This window comes from Flavobacteriales bacterium, assembly GCA_019694795.1.
In the GTDB taxonomy this organism is placed as follows: domain Bacteria; phylum Bacteroidota; class Bacteroidia; order Flavobacteriales_D; family UBA2798; genus UBA2798.
In genome coordinates, this window is the sequence record JAIBBF010000023.1 from 16806 (window position 1) to 39513 (window position 22708).

The following is a 22708-nucleotide window of genomic DNA, read 5'->3' on the forward strand; positions in this document are numbered from 1 at the left end:
AAAGGGAATTGCTTATTTTCGTAAAAATTCTCTCTTATGATCCAATCGATGACCGGATTCGGAAAAGCAACGGGTGCTTATGGTAACCGTAAAATCAGTGTTGAAGTACGATCACTCAACAGCAAGCAACTTGATTTGAATTTACGTCTCCCGTCGATGTTTAAAGAGAAGGAAATGGAGTTGAAATCGAAAATTGCAACAGAAGTTGAGCGCGGAAAAGTGGATGTATCCATTTACTACGAAAACTTCGGAGAAGAAAAAAACTACAGCATCAATACAGCACTGGCAGAAAGTTATTACAACGATTTACGCGGACTCTGCGACAAACTTCAGCTGAAAGAAGGAGAAATCTTGTCGACCCTGATGCGCCTACCGGAAGTCGTTTCTTCTGAGCGCAAAGAATTTGATGAAAAGGAATGGTCGGTCATTGCAGAATTATGCCAAAACGCCATCGAAAATTTTAAATCATTCCGCAAATCGGAAGGAGAAAAATTATTTGAGGATTTACGGGGTCGTGTAGCTTTAATTGAAAAATTACTGATTGATACGGAGCCGTTCGACAAAGAACGAATGGAAGGTGTACGCAGTCGTTTGGATCGGTCACTTCAGGAATACCTCGGTTCGGAGAACATCGATAAAAACCGTTTTGAGCAGGAGTTGATTTATTACATGGAGCGATTGGATGTGTCGGAAGAAAAAGTGAGACTTCGTTCGCATTGTGGTTATTTCGTAGAGACAATGGAAAAAGAACATCATCAAGGAAGAAAACTGGGATTCATTTCGCAGGAAATGGGAAGAGAGATAAATACCCTCGGATCCAAAAGTAATCATGCCGGCATGCAAAAAATTGTGGTGTTGATGAAAGATGAATTAGAGAAAATAAAAGAACAGGTGTTAAACGTGTTGTAAAAAAATGGAAGGAAAGTGCATCATATTTTCAGCCCCTTCCGGCGCAGGCAAAACTACGATTGTGCATCATTTGCTTAGTCTTGATCTCGGATTGGAATTTAGCGTTTCAGCGTGTAGCAGAGCAATGCGGCACAATGAAAAAAACGGGGTGGACTATTACTTTTTATCCGTTGAAGAATTTAAATCTAAAATTTCCCAAAACGCCTTTATCGAATGGGAAGAAGTGTATACCGATAATTTCTATGGCACACTGAAATCGGAAATTGAACGCATTTGGTCGCACGGTAAACATGTGATTTTCGATGTAGATGTAGTCGGTGGACTCAATCTGAAAAAAGCATTTGGTCACCGCGCCTTATCGATCTTTGTAAAGGCACCCAGTCTGGCACATTTGGAAGAACGATTAAAATCCAGATCCACCGAAACACCGGAAAGTATTGCGCGCCGAATGGGAAAAGCAGAAAAAGAAATGGCCTATTCCGAAAAATTCGATCACGTTTTATTAAATGATAACCTGGAACGCGCCTTTGCGGAAGCAGAACAGGTTGTTCGAAATTTCTTACAAGGATGAACATCGGACTTTATTTCGGAACCTTCAATCCCATTCACGTTGGCCATTTAATCATCGCCAACCACATGGCCGATTACACGGAACTGGATAAAGTATGGCTGGTGGTTTCACCGCAAAACCCGCTGAAAGAAAAAAATTCGATGTTGCCCGATTATCATCGGCTGGCTTTGGTAAAAACAGCAATTGAAGATAATCCCAATCTATTAGCGAGCGACATTGAATTTGAATTACCCAAGCCGTCCTATACAGTTGCGACACTTGCCTACCTCGAAGAAAAATTTCCGCAACATGAGTTTTCATTGATTATGGGAGAAGATAATCTGAGAACCTTCCATAAATGGAAAAATCATGAACACATTATTTCCAGACATAAACTCTACGTTTATCCACGGGTTTTAACCGAATCGGAAATCGATGAACTCAAGGAATTTCATATCGACAGTCCATTCTTAAATCACCCCAATGTAATTATGTGTGATGCCCCGGTGATGAAAGTATCTTCCAGTTTCATCCGAAAAGCCATCCGCGATAAAAAAGATGTACGATATCTCTTAACCGATCCTGTTCATCGCTACATTAAGGAAATGCATTTTTACGAAAAATAAAAAGTCCCGTCGTTTGACAGGACTTTTTTGATTAATTCAATTAATTATTAAATCATATCCAGCACGCGAAGCAATGCCAATACCACAGCGATTAACCATAATCCGCCATAGTAACCGGCATATCCAAAAAACAATCCTCCACCTAAAATGCAAAGAATTAAGGTTAACCAAAATAATCCGGTAACCGAACCATCTTTCAGATAAACGGCTAATGGTGGAATTAAAAAAGCAAGAATAATCATCAATACAAACATTGCATCTGCATCTGCAGTTACATCTCTTGAAGTACTTTCTTTTACCGATTCAACAGCAGCAGGATTAGATTCCTGGTTGGAAGTTTCATTCACCACCGCATCGGTAGTTACCACTTCGTTTGAAGTAGTATTGATTTCCACTTCTGAATTTCCTTCTTTGTTCACGATCACCGATTCGGTAATTACTGCTGCCTTTTTTTCTTCTGCAATAGAAGCTTTCACCACTTCTTCATTGGCAGATTGCGAAAACACAACTTTATCTTCTTTCGATTTTTCATAAGGAACTTCTTGTTCAGCTTGTACTGATCCAACTTTCACCCAGCTTCTGTTACCGTAACGCGAATGAGTAAAACGCGAAGAACCGCATGACACGAGAATTGCCGACAGCAAAACCAATGCAGAAATTTTAGAAATCAATTTAGTCATAGTGTGTTGTTTTTATTTTAAAACCATAGAAACGATGGATTCGAAAATTCCTCTTCCATCGGTATTTTTTAACTCAGGATCGGAAGCGCGTTCAGGATGCGGCATCATGCCAAACACATTCTTTTTCGCATTGCATACGCCGGCAATGTTTTCCAACGAACCATTCGGATTAGCTGCTTCAGTAATGTTTCCTTCAGCATCGCAATAGCGAAATAAAATCTGATCGTTTTTTTTCATGGATGCAAGTGTATCGGCATCGCAGAAATAATTTCCTTCACCGTGTGCAATCGGAATTTTATAGGCTTTCTTAAGGTCCAGCGCAGAAGTCACCAGTGAATCGGTGGTTTGGGGACGCATATAAATATTCTTAGAGATAAAGCGGCGATCGGTATTGTGCAACAAAGCTCCTGGCACCAGATGGGCCTCGGTTAAAATCTGAAATCCGTTACATACCCCCATCAGATAACCTCCTTTTTCTGCGTGATCAATCACCTTATCCATAATGGGAGAAAAGCGGGCGATAGCACCGGAGCGGAGATAATCTCCATAAGAGAATCCGCCTGGCAATACGATGAAATCACAACCTTTCAAATCGCGGTCTTTATGCCATAAGCGTTCAACTTTTTGTCCCATAATGGTAGAAAGAACATAAACCATGTCCTCATCACAATTGGATCCCGGGAAAACAACAACACCAAATTTCATGGAGATAATTTTTTACAAAACTAAGGATTTAAGAGAGAATAGCCAGACGAAAATCCGACTGTGAAAAAAAATCACCCGAGGGGTGCAATTCGCGACAATAGAAATAATCCAATGGCCGCATAAAAGAGTAAATCTGTAAGCCACTGAAAGGCAGAATGCACCAGCAAAAAGGAGATGGAAAGGGCAAAGGGTATCACCAATAATTGCATCCCATTACCAACATACATGGCGTTCACCGTAATGGAAATCAGAATCATGATAATGAAAAAATAAAGCAACACCTGTCGCTGCCTGCGCACCCGGATGATGCTTCCGCTAAATCTTCCCAATAGGGAAAATAGTCCCAACACCACCATTACCAGCAGAAAAATGGAAAACATCATCGTACTGCGATCCGCGCCCAGTGGATTGGTGGTCCAATGCTCCATTTCAAATTGCGGCACTACAATTGACCATTGTCCGTACACGGCAAAATAAATCGCCTCGAAGGTCCACCACGGAAATAAAAACGCAATGATAAACAAGAGCCACTCGCGCCAGTAAAACGTTTTAAGGGTGTTCATGGCCAGCAAAGCCCATGCGACCAGCGGAACAACATACCATGAAAATAAAAATGCAATCCCCAGTAAAAATCCGCTGATAAATGCTTCTTCTTTGGCCGAATTCTGCCGGTAAACCTGCAATAAAGTATGGATCGTTTGGAGGATAAAATAATTGCTCAGGGATGACCATTGGAAAAGTCCATTCGGAATGAGCATAAAGGCAACTAAAACATAAATCAGCGAAGGCACATAACTAATGCGATCGAATAATTCGAGATCATTAATAATCCGGTTAAAAACTATGGCTTCGAGAAGGACCAATGCCATTTGTAAAACCTGCCACACCCACATCGGCCATTCGGGCTGAAAGGTGAACCATTGAGGAATGGCGGAAGGCGCCGGAGCGATGGGGAAAAAGAAGTGAAGCGACCAAAACACAACCGCAATCAGGGGCAATCCTAATTGAATGATGGACTGGTTGGTTCTATATAATCTGATAATCACCCCTTTAAATTTATTTTTCTTTTTTCCGCGAAACTATTACATTTGAGCCGTTAACAAATTCAAAACTATGGATTGGCTGGTATACCCACTTGGAGATCTTTTCGTTTGGACATTCGGAATTTTAGAATGGGCCGATAATCTTCCTAACAACATTTTCATTCTCGTTGGCTTTGCCGGACTTTTTTACTGGCTTTGGTTACAAGGCAAGTTTAACAAAGAAGCCGCTGCAAATCCTAATCAATTAAAGTGATTTAAATCTGCATATTTTTCGAATGCCCCACAGTTAAGCCTGCTGGGGCATTTTCATTAGGTCCTGGCCAATATCTTTCCGGTAATAGGCCTTTTCAAATCGAATCAATCCTGCATTCATCATTGAGCGTTCTGCTGCAGATTCAATATCCTTTCCATAGGAAGTAACCGCAATTACACGTCCCCCGTTACTTACCACTTTACCGCCTTTCTCAATGGTACCAGCGTGGAAAACCAGACTATCACTGATGTTTTCATGTCCGGTAATTACTTTGCCTTTTTCATAATCTTCCGGATATCCGCCGGACACCATCATAACGGTAACGGCTGTTTTCTCATCGAACTGAACATCGCGTTCGGATAAAGTTCCTGTTGCAACACCTTCGAATAAATCGAGTAAATCACTCTTAACACGGGGAATGACCACTTCTGTTTCCGGATCTCCCATTCTGCAATTGTACTCAATTACATAAGGCTCATTCTTCACGTTGATTAATCCGAAAAAGATAAATCCTTTGTAAGGAATATTTTCTTGTTGCAATCCTTTAACGGTTGGAATAATCACTCTGTTTTCCACCTTCTCCATAAAATCGGTGTTGGCAAATGGCACGGGTGATACTGCACCCATTCCACCGGTATTTAATCCTTTATCACCTTCGCCGATGCGTTTGTAATCTTTTGCTTCTGGAAGAATTTTGTACGATTTTCCATCGGTCAAAACAAATACCGATAATTCCACACCTTTCAGAAATTCTTCAATAACCACCTTGCTGGATGCTTCTCCGAATTTCGCATCCGCCAACATGGCTTTTAATTCCTTTTTCGCTTCTTTTAAATCATTTAAAATCAAAACGCCTTTCCCTGCTGCTAATCCGTCTGCTTTTAACACATAAGGCGGATTGAGCGACTCCAGAAATTTTTCTCCTTCTTTGAGTGTATCCTTGGTGAAACTTTGGTATTTGGCCGTAGGAATGGCATGTCGCTGCATGAAAGCCTTTGCAAAATCTTTACTGCCTTCCAATTGGGCGGCTTGTTGCTGCGGACCAATCACGGGAATATGTTTTAATTCCTCCTGCTCCAAAAAGAAATCATGAATTCCTTTTACCAAAGGATCTTCCGGACCAACCACCACCAGACGAATATCATTCTCCAGTACAAATTTCTTGATGGCTTTAAAGTCGACCGGAGAAATATTCACGTTCGTGGCAACAGAAGAGGTGCCTGCATTACCGGGTGCAACAAAAAGTTTATCCAATTGAGAACTTTGCGAAATTTTCCATGCCAGCGCATGTTCGCGACCACCGGAACCAAGAATCAGAACATTCATTTTGTCTATTTAGAAAAACAAAGAAAAAAAGAATGACAGTCCCAATAAAATTATCTTATCAACAGACGGTGAAAAACCCCTGTCGTTTGACTTTGTTCAGCAATAAAAATCCGCCAGTAAACTAGGCTAATTATTTCGATAAGTAAAAACCGGCCTTTATTTCCAGTTGATTAACGATTAAATCGCTGGTAACAGGGTGTGAAACTGAAGAAGGACCCGAATAATCGAGCGCCGTAAATTCTGTTTTCCCTTTCAAAAAATGATACGCGAACTGAAGTGTAACTCCTTTATCCGCTCCTAAAAATAAATTCAGGTTAATATAAGGATTCACCATCTGACGCTTGAATTTTTCATCGGCAAAAATATTGGGGAGATAATTCACACCCAAAAAGGATGTAAAACAAATTTTCTCAGAAATATTCTTTCGAATTCCCATAGATGGCCCAATATAAAACCTAAAACCGCGATCGCCTCCCGGGCCGGAATCGTGATAGGAATACGTGTTAGAGGTGTCGTTAAATGAAGTGCCGGGGTAGGTAAATCCAATTGCCTTCCATCCCAAATCGAAACCCCAGGTAACGGCTTTGTCACCAAAGGTTGCATTTACATCCACAAAATTAAAACACCAAAACCGTTTGTCGCGCGATATATCGCTAGCTGCATGTACACTTTGAATTTGCGGCGAAGGGGTAGAGAACAAAACATCGAATTTACCTGGCTTAAACCGATCCGGGTAATTGCTGTTTTTCCCTTCAGCAATAATTCCCACGAGATAAATTACTCCATCAAGATTTATACTCATTAAACCATTATCAGAAGAGCCCATCAGGCGAAATTCCGGTGTAAATACATTACCTTTTTCTTTTACCAAAGTATAATCATTGTAATTGGCAAAAGGATTACCCGCTGATGTTGGAGTGATGGATGATTTAACATAATAGCCGTAGTGACTTGTAGATTTTATTCCTCCCGTAATGGAAATAACACTAAAATCATTGGCATCGATTTGGGAAAATCCTACCAGAGAATAAAGAAGAAAGAATACACTTAATATAGATTTCATAGGTGCAAGTATTATTCCGGATATCCCCTTTCGACCTTTTGTTTTGGAACCTTAAAATGTCGTATAGACGATACCCGGAATTGTTTTAATAATAAAACGAAATTGATAAAAAAGAAAAACGTGGTAAATACGGTAAATACCGTAAAACTAACTATTGATTAAGCCATTGCGAATAGCAAAACGGATGAGTCCCGCAATGTTGTGTACATCGAGTTTTTTCATCAGATTGGTACGGTGGGTGTCCACCGTGCGGTGAGAAATAAAAATTTTATCGCCGATTTCTTTGTTCGACATTCCATCGGCAATGAATTTTAACACTTCCACTTCCCGGTCGGTTAACTGCGCCAGCAAAACGGCATCGGTGGGACGAAGCTGAAAACTATCCGGCACGCCGGGTGATGAAAGTTGCTTCAATACTTTTTCAGAAAAATAATTTTTACCGGATAAAACCTGACGAATAGCATCGATCAATTCTCCCTGATCGGAATTTTTCAATAAATACCCGTTGGCTCCAATATCCATGATGCGCTTAATTAAAGCGGCTTCATCGTGCATGGTCAGAATGATGATTTTACAATCGGGACTTTGTTTTTTGATTTGCTGCGAAGCTTCCAGTCCGTTCATTACAGGCATATCAATATCCATCAATAACAAATCGGGTTTTAAAGTACTGCAATACTGCAATGCCTTTGCGCCATCGTTGGCTTCTGCCACAATGGTTAAATCTGATTCATTTTCTATAATGGATTTTAATCCATCCAATATCAGTTGATGGTCGTCAACCAGGATGATCCGTGCCATGCATTATTCTTAAGGTTCCAAAAATAAAATTAGGAAAAAGAAGGAAATAAAAATTGATTAAAATCACGAAATCGGAACTCTTACCGTTGCTACGGTTCCACTTCCCGGTCCGGCTTCGAAATTGACATCCCCGTTGATGGTATTGATCCGTGTTGCAATATTCATCATGCCGATGCCCTCCCGTTTTGCGCCTGCATCAAATCCTTTTCCGTTATCCTCCACCATCATGATTAAAAATCCCTTGTTCCGGAACAATTGCACCACCACCTGATCGGCGCCTGAATGCTTAACGATGTTATTGATGAGTTCCTGACAAATCCGGTATAAACTAACCTCCACCTTCTCCGAAAAGCGTCCTTCAATTCCGAACACTTCAAATTCGTAACGAATGGAGGAATGTCCCAACGATTTTGCCAGCATATCTTCCAATGCAGGAACCAAGCCGATTTCCTGCAGAACTTTTGGCATCATTTGGTGCGATATAGAGCGAACTTCAGTGGCAGAATCATCGATAATTTTAGTGAGATCAGCAATGGTTTTTTCTTCCCCGGGCAGATCCGTACTAATTCGCTGATGTAATTTTTGTATAGCCAGTTTTAGTCCACCTAATTGCTGACCAATCCCGTCGTGCAATTCACGTGCAATTCGTTTGCGTTCTTCTTCCGTAGCCAGAATAACTGCTTCAATTCCTTTTTCACGCTCAGCGATAATCTCAGCATCCTTTTGTGCTTGTATGGCACGGCGTCGCTTTTGTTCGAAGAATAAAACCATGAACAAAACCGCAACGGAAGCAAATCCAATTCCCCAGATCCATTTGGTACGATTCGATGCCTTCAGATCAGCATCTTTTTTCTTCAATTCCAAATCGGCATTTACCGCCTTCGCTTCGAGTAATTCCTTTTCCTTTTTTTCAGTTTCAAAACGGGTTCTCATTTCTGCCACCTGATTTTTTAAATCATCATCAAAAATGGAATCCTTCAATAAACTGTATTGCTCCATGTAGAAATAAGCACTATCCGGCTGAGCAATCATCGTTTTTAATTTCGCCAGTTTCATATAGGCAAAAAGGATTTCATGCTTCGTTCTTATCTCTTTAGAAATGGACAAGGCTGCATGCAAAGAAGAAGAGGCATTTTTAAAATCCTTTAATCCCATTTGCGCTTCACCGAGTGAAATTAATACAGATGAAATGGCTTTTTTATCGTTTAACCGACTCCTGATTTCAAAGGCTTCCTGAAGTATGGGAAGAGATAAGCGGTACTGCCGGCGTGTAACGTATAAACCGCCCAGATTATTTAATTGCACGGCCAGTTCTTCGGGTTTATCCATTAAACGAAATTCCGAAATGGCCAGTTTCCAGTTTTCAATCGCCTGTGTGCTGTCGCCCGATTCATAATACACATTGGCCAGGTTTCCATGTGAAGCAGCCATGCCGTATTGATCACCAATTTCGATGCGAAGCTTGAGCGCGCGCTGATGCATTTCGAGTGCTTTCTTGTATTCCCGCAAATTGAAATGAAGCACGCCCAGGTTATTTAACACATAGGTGAGGTAAAATTTTTGCTGTAATTTTTCATAGATCGCCAGCGCTTTGTAATTATACTCTAGAGCTTCTTTCAACTGAAAACGTTCCTGGTAAATAATTCCCAATTTATTATATACCGCTGCTTCACCCAATTCATCGTTTAAGCGTTTGCGAATTTCAAGTGAAAGATGCAACAGGGTTATAGCTTCATCGTATTCATTTTTGTCAATGTAAACAATGGCGATATCGTTGTATGCTTGTGCAATTCCTTTTTCCCAATTTAATTTTTGGGCAAGTAACAAGGCTTGTTTTCCGAAATTTAAAGCTGTATCCGAATGCACTGAACGGTGATAAAAACATAAATCCGACAACAATTTCACCTTGTTGGAGTCCTCGGGCATTTGCCGCGCAACGGTTACAAGGCTATCGAGTTGACCAGCTCTAACGTCAATGCAAAAACTCTTTGCGAGGGATAATCCCAGCAACAAAACACAACGAAAAAAAAGTTGCAAGCAGGATTTCATTAAAGTGGAATGTTTCCGTGTTTTTTACGAGGAAGATTCACCACTTTATTCTCGAGCATTTTAAAGGCACGTATTAATTTTTCGCGGGTTTGTTCAGGACGTATAACTTCATCGATAAATCCGCGTTCTGCAGCTTTATACGGATTTGCAAAAAGACGATTGTACTCATCTTCTTTCTCCTTTAGTTTTGCAGCCTGATCTTTCGCTTCACTGATTTCTTTTCTGAAAATAATTTCAGCAGCACCTTTAGCACCCATCACTGCAATTTCTGCCGATGGCCATGCATAATTCATATCCGCTCCAATGTGTTTCGAATTCATTACATCATAGGCACCACCGTAAGTTTTGCGGGTAATCACCGTAATACGGGGAACTGTTGCTTCAGAAAAGGCATACAACAATTTTGCACCATTGGTGATAATCCCATGCCATTCCTGATCCGTTCCGGGTAAAAATCCGGGGACATCTTCAAACACGAGCAATGGAATATTAAAGCAATCGCAGAAACGCACAAAACGCGCTCCTTTGGTTGAACTCTTAATATCTAAAACTCCTGCTAAATAAGCGGGCTGATTAGCAACAACACCGATACTTCTGCCACCGATGCGTGCAAATCCAACTACAATATTTTCTGCAAAGTCTTTATGCACTTCAAAAAATGAATCCCCATCCACCACATTCGAAATCACTTCACGGATGTCGTAAGGCTGATTCGGATTTTCAGGAATGATTTTATTCAACGCGGGACGTAATTCATTTCCATCGGAAGTGTAAGGAACGAATGGAGGTTGCTCTTCGCAATTGAGTGGAACGTACGACAAAATCGATTTGATTTGCTGAATACATTCCATTTCATTGGCTGCGGTAAAATGTGTAACGCCCGACTTACTTGCATGCGTCATGGCACCACCTAATTCTTCACTGGTCACTTCTTCATGCGTTACCGTTTTCACCACATTCGGACCGGTAACAAACATGTAACTCTGCTGTTCTACCATCAAAATAAAATCCGTTAATGCAGGCGAATAAACCGCACCACCGGCACAGGGACCCATAATAGCAGAAAGCTGCGGAATAACTCCCGAGGCTAAGGTATTTCTGTAAAAAATATCGGCATATCCTGCCAATGAAACTACACCTTCCTGGATGCGCGCACCACCTGAATCGTTAAGACCAATAACCGGACAACCATTCTGCATGGCAAGATCCATGATCTTACAAATTTTCTCAGCATGGGTTTCAGAAAGTGAACCACCGAAAACAGTAAAATCCTGTGCAAACACATACACCTGTCTGCCATCCACTGTTCCATATCCCGTTACCACACCATCACCTAAATATTTTTCTTTATCCAATCCAAAATCAACTGCACGGTGCGAAACCAATGCGCCGATTTCTTCGAAAGAACCCTCATCGAGCAAAAAATGAATGCGCTCGCGGGCGGTTAATTTTCCTTTTTTATGCTGTGCATCAATACGCGCTTGTCCACCCCCCAATTGAGCTTCGGCTAACTTAGCGTTTAACAAATCGATCTTCTCTTGCATGATGTAAAATTAGGCTTTAAAAATAGCGAGGATTTAGCACTTACAAAGCGAAAAAAGCAAAAAAAGACCGAAAAAGAGCAAAATCGGAAATACATATAAAGCACTATTATTCAATAATTTAAATGCCAATACGCTTGAATTATTTAGCCCGTGCATAACATTTGGAACGCTTTTTGCGTTTTCATTCTCAGAAAAACACACGATTATGAAACGCTCAGTCCTTTTACTCGCCTTTGCTTTTACTGCTTATGCTGCAGGAGCTAATACGCAGGATCAAAACAACGAGGGTAGTTTTAGAAAAATAAATAACGTCTCCTTTAAACCAGGCGAAGAATTACGTTACCGTATGCACTACGGATTTGTAGATGCAGGAGAAGCCACCTTAAAGGTGAAGGATTGCGACCGCAAAATGAACGGAAGAAAAATGCTTCACGTTGAGGGAGTGGGTAACACCATTTCTGCATTCGACTGGTTCTTTAAAGTGCGCGACCGCTATGAGTCGTACATCGATGCAGAAGGTGTGTTCCCCTGGTTGTTCATACGCCGTGTAAATGAAGGCGGATATGTCATTAATCAGGATTATACCTTTTTACAACACAAGAAAAAAGTGGATAACGGCGAAGGAAAAACCTTTGAAACACCGGAAATGGTTCAGGATATGATCTCCGCTTTTTATTACGCCCGAACACTCGATTTTCAGAATGCAAAAAAGGGTGATGAATTTACCATTCCCATGTTTTACGACAATACCAACTTCCCTTTAAAAATTAAATTCGTGGGCAGAGAAACCATCAATGTACGAATGGGAAAATTCAGATGTCTGAAATTTGCTCCCGTGGTGGAAAAAGGACGCGTATTTAAATCGGAAGAAGATTTGGCGGTTTGGGTGACCGACGATAACAATAAAATTCCACTATTAGCAAAAGCGAAAATCCTTGTGGGATCCATTAAAATGGAAGTGGTGGAATACAAAAATCTGGCATCGCCTATTTCTAAAGTGACAAAATAATTTTCTCTCCATCAACTGAAAGCGAAATCAATACGGTTTCGCTTTTTTTATTCGCAAATAATTGTCCACAACCCGCTCTTGATAATTCAAACCAATTCAAGCCTTCGATTTTTCTATTTTCGTAAGCAAGATCATTTGGAAATTATGGGTATAAAATCAGGAATAGCATCAATTGTAACTTTTATTGTTTTAACGAGCATCTTCCACACCTCGTGTTCCGAAAATCAGCAAGAAAGCATTCCCGAAAAAGATACCCTTCCAAAATACGAACCCCGCATCGAATACGGATTCCTTTTAGATACCTTTAATGTGGTGCAGGATAAAATTAAAAGCGGAATGACCCTTTCGCATTTGTTTAGTCCCTATGGAATCTCTCAGCAAAAAATTAATGTTGCCGATCAATTAGGAAGAGACAGCGCAGGCTTGAAATTTATCACCGAAGGAAATAAATACACTGTATTGCGAAATAAAAAAGATTCTTCGAAAACCTATTATTGCATTTATGAAAAAAACCGGGTAGAATATATCATTTTCGACTTCCGCGATTCGGTGAATGTTACATTGGTAAAACGTCCTGTTACCATTACACAAAAAGAAATCGGAGGAGAAATTGCCAAAAACTCGAACCTGGTTTTTACTATAAAAGATCAATTAGGCGATGATGCCGTTGCGGGGGAACTTGCAGAAAGTATTGCACAGATTTTTGCATGGACCATCGACTTCTTTAAACTTTATCCCGGAGATAAATTCAAAGTAATTTATGAGGAAAAACAAGTGGAAGGAGAACCCTATGGCATTGAAGAAATAAAAGCCGTGTATTTCTTTAACATCTCTGCCGAATATTACGCCTTCCGTTATACGCAAAATGGCGAAGTCGGATATTGGGATCAAAACGGAAAAGGGATGAAACGCCCTTTCCTAAAAGCGCCGCTTAAATTTTCAAGAATGACATCCGGATATACCATGCGTCGTTTTCACCCGGTGCAGAAAATATACAAAGCACATCTTGGTACGGATTATGCAGCACCTACTGGAACACCCATTATGGCAACGGCCGACGGAACAGTGGAATCGGCAGGATATACATCAGGGAATGGAAATTTTGTGAAGTTATACCACAACAAAACATACCAGACCGCCTACCTGCATATGAGTAAAATTGAAGGTGGAATGCACAAAGGAATAAAAGTGAAACAAGGACAAATAATCGGTTATGTAGGATCCACCGGATTAGCAACGGGTCCGCATGTATGTTACCGCTTTTGGAAAAACGGACAACAAGTTGATCCGCGTGCTGAAAAATTTCAGGCAACAGAACCGATTAAAGAAACCGAACTTGCTGCTTTCAAAGAACACATTAATCCTTTATTGCAAAAATTAGATTCCATTAAAATTACTCCGGCAAAAGAAGTTGCTCCCGAACCTGAAAACGATAGTCTGCAATGAGAAAACTAATTCCATATCTGTTTCTCTTATGGAGTACAATTGCCTCGGCGCAAAGTCCCTGTTCTGTGCTTGAAAACTACATTCCAACCGGAGATGAACCGGAAGTAATTATCAAAGTAAAACTTCACATCGTTCAATACGCAGAAAATGATCCGCGCAACTATACCATCAAAGACACTTCCTTATTGCGGGAACAGATAAATCTGATTAATTCATTTTACACTGCACTCGATGCTCCAACACTTTTACCACCCGCTGAAGTAGATCACCTAAGAAATGCACACATTCGTTTTAAAATTATTGGTTTTAAATTCCATGTTAATCCCGATTTGTGGGACCGCATAGCTTATGAACCATTGTACAATAAACAATTTCCAATTGCGATCGATTCTCAACTCAACACTAAAAACACATTTTACATTAAAGGTCAACACGGATTTCGCTTTAGAAGAAACACGGATGTTTTACTCATTGATGCGAACAAAAAAAGTTTTCAGTCTAAAATCGACACCGCCTATTTCGATAAAAGCGTAAAAAAAACAGTGATTAAAACAGTGAGCTCCTGCGCAGCGGATTTTCAACCGGCAGAGCTAACCTATTTCGCTGAAAACAATCGCAATTGCAGCGATGATTTATTTAAGCAGTTAACCCATAGCGATAGCTCATGTCTCCATATTTTTTACACCGGATCCAGCATGAAAGAGTCGGCATTCGGTTGTGGTCCCTCCCCTTTTTATCTGAATGTATCCAACTACCTGAAAGGTGGCGACTGGGCCAATGCGCAATTATCGGCGCATGAATTGGGACATTGCCTGGGATTATCCCATACCGATCGACCGCAATTCGATGATCTTCCTAAAAAAGATAAATTCGGCTTTATCGATTGTGATAGTGTTGAAGTATCCAACAACATTATGGGATATAATAAATGCAGGAGATATTTATCGCCCAAACAAATTGCATTTATCCATCAGGAATATTCGCTTAAACCATACCGTATCCGTACAACCGTGTATTGTGATTATGATCCGCAATACAATTTTGAAATCCGTAAAAACACCACATGGAACCGGGCTATGGTGATTGGTGGAGATTTAATCATCCGCAAAGGAAAAACCTTAACCGTAAATTGCATGGTTTCCTTACCGGATGGCGCAAACATTATTCTGGAAGAAGGATCGCAGCTGATTGTAAATGGAAATGTAATTACCAATAATTGCGGATCCACCTGGGATGGAATTTTATTTTGCTCGAAGTATACCGGAGACAAAACAAAAATGACTCCTCCCAAAAAGACAAAGGGAGAAGTCAAATTACAAAACGGGGGACGACTAGAGCGTGTAAAAAATAATCCCTGAATTATTCAAGCATCCATTCCACACCCTCTTTGGTGTCTTTAATTACAATTCCTGCTTCTTTCAGTTTATCGCGAATAGCATCACTTGCTGCCCAATCTTTATTTTCACGTGCTTTTTTCCGCATTTCAATAATCATTTGCATAACGGCATCTAAAGCAGCGTTATTTCCGCCAGATTTTACCTCAGAACGAAATCCTAAAATATCCGTTACCATCGATTTGAAAAATGCGATGAATTCTTCAAGATCCTTCGCTGTTAATCCCGCTTTATTTTCGAGCATGAGGTTAATTTGTTTCACTCCTTCAAATAAAATCGCAATTAAAATCGGCGTATTAAAATCGTCGTTCATTGCCGCATAACATTCTTTCTTAAAATCGGCAACACTGAATGTAGAAGATGTAGCAGGATTTATTTTTTGCAATGCATCCACGGCAATCATAAAGCGCTTAAACCCTTTTTCTGCAGCCTTTAATGCTTCATTCGAAAAATCGAGCGTAGAAGCATAATGCGATTGCATCATAAAAAAGCGAACGGTCATTTCCGAATATCCTTGTTCAAGAACGGGATGTGTTCCATGAATCAATTCATGCGGTAAAAACGAATTGCCTTTCGACTTACTCATTTTTTCTCCGTTAACAGTAAGCATATTTCCATGCAGCCAATAGCGAACAGGACCATGTCCCACGCATGCGGTATTCTGCGCAATTTCCGATTCGTGATGCGGAAACTTTAAATCCATTCCACCACCGTGAATATCGAATTCTTCGCCCAGGTATTTAGTGCTCATGGCAGAACATTCTAAATGCCATCCCGGAAAACCATCACCCCAGGGTGAAGGCCAGCGCATAATATGTTCTGGTGATGCTTTTTTCCATAATGCAAAATCTGCAAAAAAGCGTTTTTCGTCCTGACCATCCAAATCCCGCGTATTTTCAAAAAGCTCCTCTACATTTCGGCCACTCAATTCACCATACTTATGTTTTTGCATATAAGCACGCACATCAAAATAAACCGAACCATCCACTTCATAGGCAAAACCATTATCAAGAATTTGTTTTACCATTTCTATTTGCTCAATGATATGCCCGGTAGCGGTAGGCTCTATGCTTGGTGGCAGACAGTTAAATTGTAGCAATACATCATGAAAATTATTTGTGTATTTCTGCACGATTTCCATTGGTTCTAACTGCTCCAATTTCGCTTGCGTTCCTATACGATCTACCCCTTCATCAAACTCGGTAGTGATATGTCCCACATCCGTGATGTTGCGTACATAACGGACTTTATACCCCAGGTGATGCAAATAACGAAACACCATATCGAAGGTGATAAAGGTTCTGAGATTACCAAGATGCATGTAATTGTAAACGGTGGGACCGCAGACGTACATGCCTACAAATGGACTTTTAATCGGAACAAATTGTTCCTTTTTGCGGGTAAGGTTATTGTATACAAATAGCGGATGTTCCATGATGTAAAGTTAATTCAAAAATTTTCCGCTCTGCGAAAGAATGATCTGTTAAGCAAAAAAAAAGCCCCGAAGTCTCGGGGCTTTCTATTTTTTTAGAAGGATTAGTCAATCTGACCGTCACCAACATATTTTCCGTTTTTGTACATCTCGATTTTAAGAAGGAGACCATTTTTGTCGTATTTGTACCATTTACCATTGTACAATTTACCGCCTTTAAATTCTCCGTCCTGCACCAAGCGCTTCTGGTCGTCGTAAAGTTTGTTATAACCATCCTTCACTTTCACATCTGCTTCATTGGCTTTCAGATTTGGATCTGTTGAAGCAACTTTATCAGGTATTCCATCATCCAGTGTTACCGGAGGATTTACCATTTTAAATTCTTTTTCAGTTCCTGCATTTACTTTTCCGCCGGCAAATGTTTTCTTTTCTTTTACATCACCATTGGGATAGTAGCGTGTCATTTCTCCTTCTTCAACTCCATTATTAGAAGTAAACTCTAATTCTTTTTTTCCGTTGGAATAGTAGTAAACAACTTTACCTGCAGTTTTTCCAGCTTCATTAAAGGTTTTTTCCTGAGCTACTTGTCCATTGGGATAATAACGTTTAAAGCCCCCGGTATTGGCATTGTTTTTCCAATTTCCTTCTTCTTCAACTTTTCCGTTATCGTAATAGGTAACGTATTTTCCGTTTGGACGATTGTTTTTGTACTCCACTTCACTTTTGGTGTTTCCATTGGAGTAATAGGTTTTCCACATTCCAACTTTCTTGTTGTCTTTGTAGTCACCTTCCTCAACAGGTTGTTCAGGTTTGAACCCCGGAGTAGCTTTCATGGATGCAGTAATCACCCAGTGACCCTGACGCCAGCCATTGGCATCGGTTTGGTTTATTTGTCCTTGACCGGCAGCTTGTACATTTACCGTGCTTACCAGTAAAAACAGCATACCCAAAAAAGGTAGTATAAGTTTCCTCATATCAAATCCCATTTTTATCCTCGCTTCAATTTACATCTTTTAATGCCTCGTCGACCTGATTTTCGCCCATCGGAGATGAATTGTCGACCAACGCTGGCTTCAATAAGACGTTATCATTTGGTTTCGGTTGTTTAAAGATAGTTACGAATTTAACATTTTCAAAGTTTCCAAAGTTTCGGGATGTTTGTTAACATCGTTTCAACCATTCTATTCAAATCATATGCCGCTTTCCAGCCCCAATCCTTTTGCGCCACCTCATCATTAATACTTTTCGGCCAGGAATCGGCAATGGCCTGACGAAAATCTGGTTTGTAAGAGATTGAAAAAGAAGGGATATGCTGACGAATAGCGGCTGAAATATCTTCCGGTGTAAAGCTGATTCCCCCCAAATTATAACTCGACCAAACTGTCAATTTCTCCGTCGGAGCCTGCATTAATTCAATGGTGGCCCGGATGGCATCTTCCATGTACATCATCGGCAACGCCGTTTCGGGGCCCAAAAAGCATTCATAAGAACCCGATTTTAAGGCCTGATGAAAAATATCTACCGCGTAATCGGTTGTTCCACCGCCAGGAAGTGCTTTATAGCCAATTAAACCGGGGTAACGAATGCCACGCACATCTACACCAAACTTATTGTGATAGTATTCGCACCAGCGTTCACCGGCTTGCTTACTGATTCCGTATACCGTAGAGGGTTCCATTACGGTGTACTGAGGAGTCATCACCCGAGGGGTGGTGGGACCAAAAACGGCGATAGAACTCGGCCAGTAAATTTTTTGAATCAAGCCTTCCTTCGCCATTTCCAACACCGAAAACAGACTTTCCATATTGAGTTTCCAGGCAAAAGCAGGATTTTTTTCGGCGGTGGCCGAAAGTAGAGCAGCTAAAAGATAGACCTGGGTAACCTGGTGCTTTTTCACGATTTCGAGCAGGCGATCCTTATTCAAAACATCAAGCTGTTCATAGGGAGAATCGCTTTTATCGTCCTCTTTCAGATCAGAAGAAATCACCTGATCCTGACCATAAATTCTTCTCAACTCCTCCACCAATTCGGTTCCGATTTGTCCACGAGAACCGATAACCAAAATTTTTTCCTTTTTCATTGCTAGTGCATTGAGCGGTAAAAATAGGATTATTTCGATATGGGAAAACAGGAAAAATGAAATGCCCTAAAGATTAAAAGCAGGTTTTGCACCCTGTGATGAATTCCTTAATTTTGCACTTCACCATATTCATGCAAAATATGGCATTACTGCACAATAAATATGACAAGGCGACCCTGAAAAAACGCCTTGAGGCTGAGCCTTTTCATCGCCATACCATTTCGTTTTACCGGTATGTGATTATTAGCGACCCCCATCTGCTGCGCGATGAGCTCTATGCGGAATGGAGCAAACTGGGCGTATTAGGAAGAATATATGTGGCCAAAGAAGGAATTAATGCCCAAATGAGTGTTCCCTATCCGAACATGGAACAATTCACCGAAAAATTATATGCCCGAAAAGGATTTGAAAACATTCCCTTTAAGCATGCGGTGGATGGCGACGGAGAAGGTTTTTTGAAGCTTACTATTAAAGTAAGAAACAAAATTGTGGCCGACGGATTAGACGATAACAGTTTCGATGTTACCAATGTAGGAAAACACCTCAGTGCAAAAGAATTCAATGAAGCACTGGAACTCCCCGATACCATTGTGGTAGATATGCGGAATCAATATGAAAGTGAAGTTGGAAAATTTGTAGGAGCAATAACCCCTGATGCAGATACGTTTAAAGAAGAGCTCCCCATGGTATTGGAGCAATTAAAAGGACAGGAAAACAAAAAAGTACTGCTCTATTGCACCGGTGGCGTTCGCTGCGAAAAAGCCAGTGCGTTTTTAAAGCACCACGGTTTTAACGATGTTAACCAATTACACGGAGGAATTATTGACTATGTACGGCAGATAAAAACTGAAAATTTGCCTTCTAAATTCATTGGCAAAAACTTCGTTTTCGATAACCGCTTGGGGGAAAGAATTACCTCCGATATCATTGCGCAATGTCACCAATGTGGTGCCCCCTGCGACGACCACACCAATTGCGCCAACGATGCTTGTCACCTTTTATTTATTCAATGTCCCTCCTGCAAAGAAAAATATGAAGGATGTTGTACTCCGGGTTGTATGGAAGTATTGCATTTACCCGAAGCAGAACAGGAAAAGATCAGAAAGGAAATGGGGAAACACGATTCGCTGAGCATGTATAAAAGCAGAATCCGTCCCGATCTAAAAGCCTTGCTTGCAGCAGGAAAAACCAGCTGGAGAGAGAAGCTCTGACACTTGCGCAAGGTCCATCTTTTTCGTAGTTTTGTAAAACCATGACCGGAAGATATACCTCTTCTCGATTTAACATTACGGATTTAAAGCAGGTTACCAAACGCAATCCGGAATGATTTTGCTATCCTGAATTATCAGGCGGATAGCTCTTATCCAATTTTTTTCATTATTTTTTGATCATCCAAAAACAGGAACAATATGCCCATATACCACAAACTGGGGAAGTTCCCCCAAAAACGTCATACCGTTTTCCAGCAAGAAAACAAGCGACATTATTACGAACAACTTTTCGGAACGGAAGGCTTCAGTGGAATGTCGTCTCTTCTCTACCATGTGCATCGTCCCACACAGGTAAAAGAAGTGCTGAAATCATACGATGTAAGTCCGAAAATTGCCATCGATAAAAACATCAAATCATTATTGCTGAAAGGATTTGAACTTGCTCCTGAAAACGACTATCTGCAAAGCCGGAAAACAGTTTTAATGAATAGCGACTGTTCCATTATTCTTGCAGCTCCGAAGCAATCGCAACGTGAATATTTCTACAAAAATGCCGATGCCGATGAAATGATTTTCATTCACAAAGGGAGTGGAAAATTGCGCACTATGATGGGGAATATTCAATTTGAATATGGCGACTACCTGATTGTGCCACGGGGAATGATTTACCAGATGGAATTTGATACCGAAGACAATCGTTTGTTTATTGTAGAATCGTTCCATCCTTTTTATACACCGAAACGATATAAAAATTCGCACGGTCAGTTATTGGAACATTCTCCCTTCTGCGAACGCGATTTTAAACTTCCTACCGAGTTGGAAACAAACGATGAAAAGGGTGATTTTCTGATTAAAATAAAAAAGGAAGGCATGATGCATGAAGTTGTTTATGCAACTCATCCTTTTGACGTAATTGGTTGGGATGGATACAATTTCCCCTGGGGATTTTCCATTCACAATTTTGAACCCATCACCGGAAGAGTGCATCAGCCACCACCGGTACATCAAACCTTTGAAACAAATGCCTTCGTAGTGTGTTCGTTTTGTCCGCGACTTTACGATTACCACCCACAAGCAATTCCTGCTCCTTACAACCACAGCAACATCGATAGTGATGAAGTGCTGTATTATGTAGATGGTGATTTTATGAGCAGAAATAATATTAAGCAGGGACATATTACACTGCATCCAAAGGGCATTCCGCATGGACCTGCACCGGGAGCGATGGAGCGTTCCATCGGACAAAAAGAAACCCAGGAACTTGCCGTGATGGTGGACACCTTCCGTCCGCTAATGGTAACCGAAGAAGCCATGCGCTTAGATGATGGTCAATATTACAAAAGCTGGGTAGAATAATTTTTTAATGTTAAACTGAACAATACAAAATACAATGGCTAAAGAAGTAAAAAGTGTAGAATACGGTTTGGAAAAAATATTTGAAGGAGCTCAGGATTTCCTTCCTTTATTAGGAACCGACTATGTAGAATTTTATGTGGGAAATGCCAAACAGGCAGCGCATTATTATAAAACGGCATTTGGGTTTCAGTCCTACGCCTACTCCGGCTTAGAAACCGGAAACAGAGAAAGTGTTTCTTATGTTTTAAAGCAAGATAAAATCCGCTTAGTGCTCACTACGGCATTACATTCCAATTCACCCATTGGTGAGCATGTAAAAAAACATGGGGATGGTGTTAAAGTAATTGCGCTTTGGGTAGAGGATGCGCGCAAATCGTGGGAAGAAACTACGAAACGTGGTGCTAAATCATTTATGGAGCCAACCGTAGAAAAAGATGCCCATGGTGAAGTAGTGCGCAGTGGTATTTACACCTATGGTGAAACCGTTCACATTTTTGTTGAGCGCAAAAATTATAAAGGTTTGTTTTTACCCGGATTCATGGAATGGAAAAGCGATTACAATCCAAGTCCCGTAGGATTAAAATTCATCGACCACATGGTTGGTAATGTAGGATGGAATCAGATGAACACCTGGGTAAAATGGTATGAAGATGTAATGGGTTTTGTAAATTTCTTATCGTTCGACGACAAGCAAATTCATACTGAATACTCTGCTTTAATGAGTAAAGTAATGAGTAACGGAAATGGAAGAATAAAATTCCCCATTAACGAACCTGCAGAAGGCAAAAAGAAATCGCAAATTGAAGAGTACCTCGATTTTTATGAAGATTCCGGCGTACAGCACATTGCTGTCGCTACTGATGATATCATAAAAACCGTAAGCGAATTAAAAGCCCGTGGCGTAGAATTTTTACCTCCTCCACCCCAGGCCTATTACGATGAAATTCCAGCCCGTTTAGGAGTTCACCGCGATATGATGAAGGAAGACATCAAAGAATTACAAAAACTCTCCATTCTGGTTGATGCAGACGAAGAAGGTTACCTCCTTCAAATCTTCACCAAACCGGTAGAGGATCGTCCAACCCTGTTTTTTGAAATCATTCAACGCATGGGTGCAAAAGGATTTGGTGCAGGGAATTTTAAAGCCCTGTTTGAGAGTATCGAACGCGAACAAGCACTTAGAGGGACGCTCTAATTCGGTTTAACCGCAAGAAAAGCCCCGAAGCATCGG

The 22708-nt window shown here is 40.7% G+C and carries 21 protein-coding genes; 10 read left to right on the forward strand and 11 right to left on the reverse strand.

Features of this window, described 5'->3' with window-relative positions; genetic code table 11:
- Nucleotides 1-48 precede the first annotated feature (48 nt).
- Genes K1X56_08640 through K1X56_08650 form a run of 3 tightly spaced genes read left to right on the forward strand, consistent with a single transcriptional unit; the run spans nt 49 to nt 2085 of the window.
- Nucleotides 49-909: a YicC family protein gene (locus K1X56_08640; GenBank protein MBX7094774.1), complete on the forward strand. Its 861-nt coding sequence runs from the start codon at nt 49-51 to the stop codon at nt 907-909.
- Between the two features lie 4 nt (nt 910-913).
- Nucleotides 914-1480, forward strand: a complete 567-nt coding sequence (gene gmk / locus K1X56_08645; GenBank protein MBX7094775.1) for a guanylate kinase — start codon at nt 914-916, stop codon at nt 1478-1480.
- A complete protein-coding gene (locus tag K1X56_08650; GenBank protein MBX7094776.1) occupies nt 1477-2085 on the forward strand; it encodes a nicotinate-nucleotide adenylyltransferase in 609 nt (202 codons plus the stop codon). Before gmk ends, K1X56_08650 begins: the two co-directional genes overlap by 4 nt.
- 47 nt (nt 2086-2132) lie before the next feature.
- Here K1X56_08650 and K1X56_08655 read toward each other — a convergent pair whose 3' ends face one another.
- The 3 genes from K1X56_08655 to K1X56_08665 form a co-directional block, all read right to left on the reverse strand.
- Entirely contained in the window at nt 2133-2765 is a 633-nt protein-coding gene (locus K1X56_08655) for a YqaE/Pmp3 family membrane protein (protein ID MBX7094777.1), read from the reverse strand.
- Between the two features lie 12 nt (nt 2766-2777).
- On the reverse strand, nt 2778-3470 hold the full coding sequence (gene purQ, locus K1X56_08660) for a phosphoribosylformylglycinamidine synthase subunit PurQ (GenBank protein MBX7094778.1): 693 nt from the start codon (nt 3468-3470) through the stop codon (nt 2778-2780).
- Between the two features lie 71 nt (nt 3471-3541).
- On the reverse strand, nt 3542-4516 hold the full coding sequence (locus K1X56_08665; protein ID MBX7094779.1) for a hypothetical protein: 975 nt from the start codon (nt 4514-4516) through the stop codon (nt 3542-3544).
- Nucleotides 4517-4583: 67 nt separating this feature from the next.
- Here K1X56_08665 and K1X56_08670 point away from each other — a divergent pair, with 67 nt between their 5' ends.
- On the forward strand, nt 4584-4766 hold the full coding sequence (locus K1X56_08670; GenBank protein ID MBX7094780.1) for a hypothetical protein: 183 nt from the start codon (nt 4584-4586) through the stop codon (nt 4764-4766).
- Between the two features lie 33 nt (nt 4767-4799).
- Here the strand turns inward: K1X56_08670 and purD are convergent, their stop codons facing one another.
- From purD to K1X56_08695, 5 genes are all read right to left on the reverse strand, one after another.
- Complete coding sequence (purD, locus tag K1X56_08675; GenBank protein MBX7094781.1) at nt 4800-6092, reverse strand: phosphoribosylamine--glycine ligase; 1293 nt, start codon at nt 6090-6092, stop codon at nt 4800-4802.
- Between the two features lie 130 nt (nt 6093-6222).
- Complete coding sequence (locus K1X56_08680) at nt 6223-7155, reverse strand: hypothetical protein (GenBank protein ID MBX7094782.1); 933 nt, start codon at nt 7153-7155, stop codon at nt 6223-6225.
- A 147-nt stretch (nt 7156-7302) separates the two neighbouring features.
- Complete coding sequence (locus K1X56_08685) at nt 7303-7956, reverse strand: response regulator transcription factor (GenBank protein ID MBX7094783.1); 654 nt, start codon at nt 7954-7956, stop codon at nt 7303-7305.
- 63 nt (nt 7957-8019) lie between these two features.
- Nucleotides 8020-10005: a sensor histidine kinase gene (locus tag K1X56_08690; protein ID MBX7094784.1), complete on the reverse strand. Its 1986-nt coding sequence runs from the start codon at nt 10003-10005 to the stop codon at nt 8020-8022.
- Entirely contained in the window at nt 10005-11549 is a 1545-nt protein-coding gene (locus K1X56_08695) for an acyl-CoA carboxylase subunit beta (protein ID MBX7094785.1), read from the reverse strand. Before K1X56_08695 ends, K1X56_08690 begins: the two co-directional genes overlap by 1 nt.
- 205 nt (nt 11550-11754) lie before the next feature.
- Between K1X56_08695 and K1X56_08700 the strand changes: the two genes are divergently transcribed.
- The 3 genes from K1X56_08700 (at nt 11755) to K1X56_08710 (ending at nt 15362) form a co-directional block, all read left to right on the forward strand.
- Complete coding sequence (locus K1X56_08700; GenBank protein MBX7094786.1) at nt 11755-12558, forward strand: DUF3108 domain-containing protein; 804 nt, start codon at nt 11755-11757, stop codon at nt 12556-12558.
- Nucleotides 12559-12702: 144 nt separating this feature from the next.
- A complete protein-coding gene (locus K1X56_08705) occupies nt 12703-14004 on the forward strand; it encodes a peptidoglycan DD-metalloendopeptidase family protein (protein MBX7094787.1) in 1302 nt (433 codons plus the stop codon).
- Nucleotides 14001-15362, forward strand: a complete 1362-nt coding sequence (locus K1X56_08710) for a hypothetical protein (protein ID MBX7094788.1) — start codon at nt 14001-14003, stop codon at nt 15360-15362. The genes K1X56_08705 and K1X56_08710 overlap by 4 nt, the downstream gene beginning before the upstream one ends.
- Nucleotide 15363: 1 nt before the next feature.
- On the opposite strand, the gene cysS is transcribed toward K1X56_08710, so the two are convergent.
- The 3 genes from cysS to K1X56_08725 all read right to left on the reverse strand — a co-directional run bounded on the left by cysS (nt 15364) and on the right by K1X56_08725 (nt 18910).
- Complete coding sequence (gene cysS, locus K1X56_08715; protein ID MBX7094789.1) at nt 15364-16833, reverse strand: cysteine--tRNA ligase; 1470 nt, start codon at nt 16831-16833, stop codon at nt 15364-15366.
- A 101-nt stretch (nt 16834-16934) separates the two neighbouring features.
- Nucleotides 16935-17804 (reverse strand): hypothetical protein, encoded by an 870-nt coding sequence (locus K1X56_08720; protein MBX7094790.1) that lies wholly within the window; start codon nt 17802-17804, stop codon nt 16935-16937.
- Between the two features lie 158 nt (nt 17805-17962).
- On the reverse strand, nt 17963-18910 hold the full coding sequence (locus K1X56_08725) for an NAD-dependent epimerase/dehydratase family protein (GenBank protein ID MBX7094791.1): 948 nt from the start codon (nt 18908-18910) through the stop codon (nt 17963-17965).
- 140 nt (nt 18911-19050) lie between these two features.
- On the opposite strand from K1X56_08725, the gene K1X56_08730 reads away from it, so the two are divergent.
- The 3 genes from K1X56_08730 to hppD all read left to right on the forward strand — a co-directional run bounded on the left by K1X56_08730 (nt 19051) and on the right by hppD (nt 22672).
- Nucleotides 19051-20121, forward strand: a complete 1071-nt coding sequence (locus K1X56_08730) for a rhodanese-related sulfurtransferase (GenBank protein MBX7094792.1) — start codon at nt 19051-19053, stop codon at nt 20119-20121.
- A 198-nt stretch (nt 20122-20319) separates the two neighbouring features.
- Nucleotides 20320-21477: a homogentisate 1,2-dioxygenase gene (locus K1X56_08735; GenBank protein MBX7094793.1), complete on the forward strand. Its 1158-nt coding sequence runs from the start codon at nt 20320-20322 to the stop codon at nt 21475-21477.
- 34 nt (nt 21478-21511) lie between these two features.
- Entirely contained in the window at nt 21512-22672 is a 1161-nt protein-coding gene (gene hppD / locus K1X56_08740; GenBank protein ID MBX7094794.1) for a 4-hydroxyphenylpyruvate dioxygenase, read from the forward strand.
- Nucleotides 22673-22708: the final 36 nt, after the last annotated feature.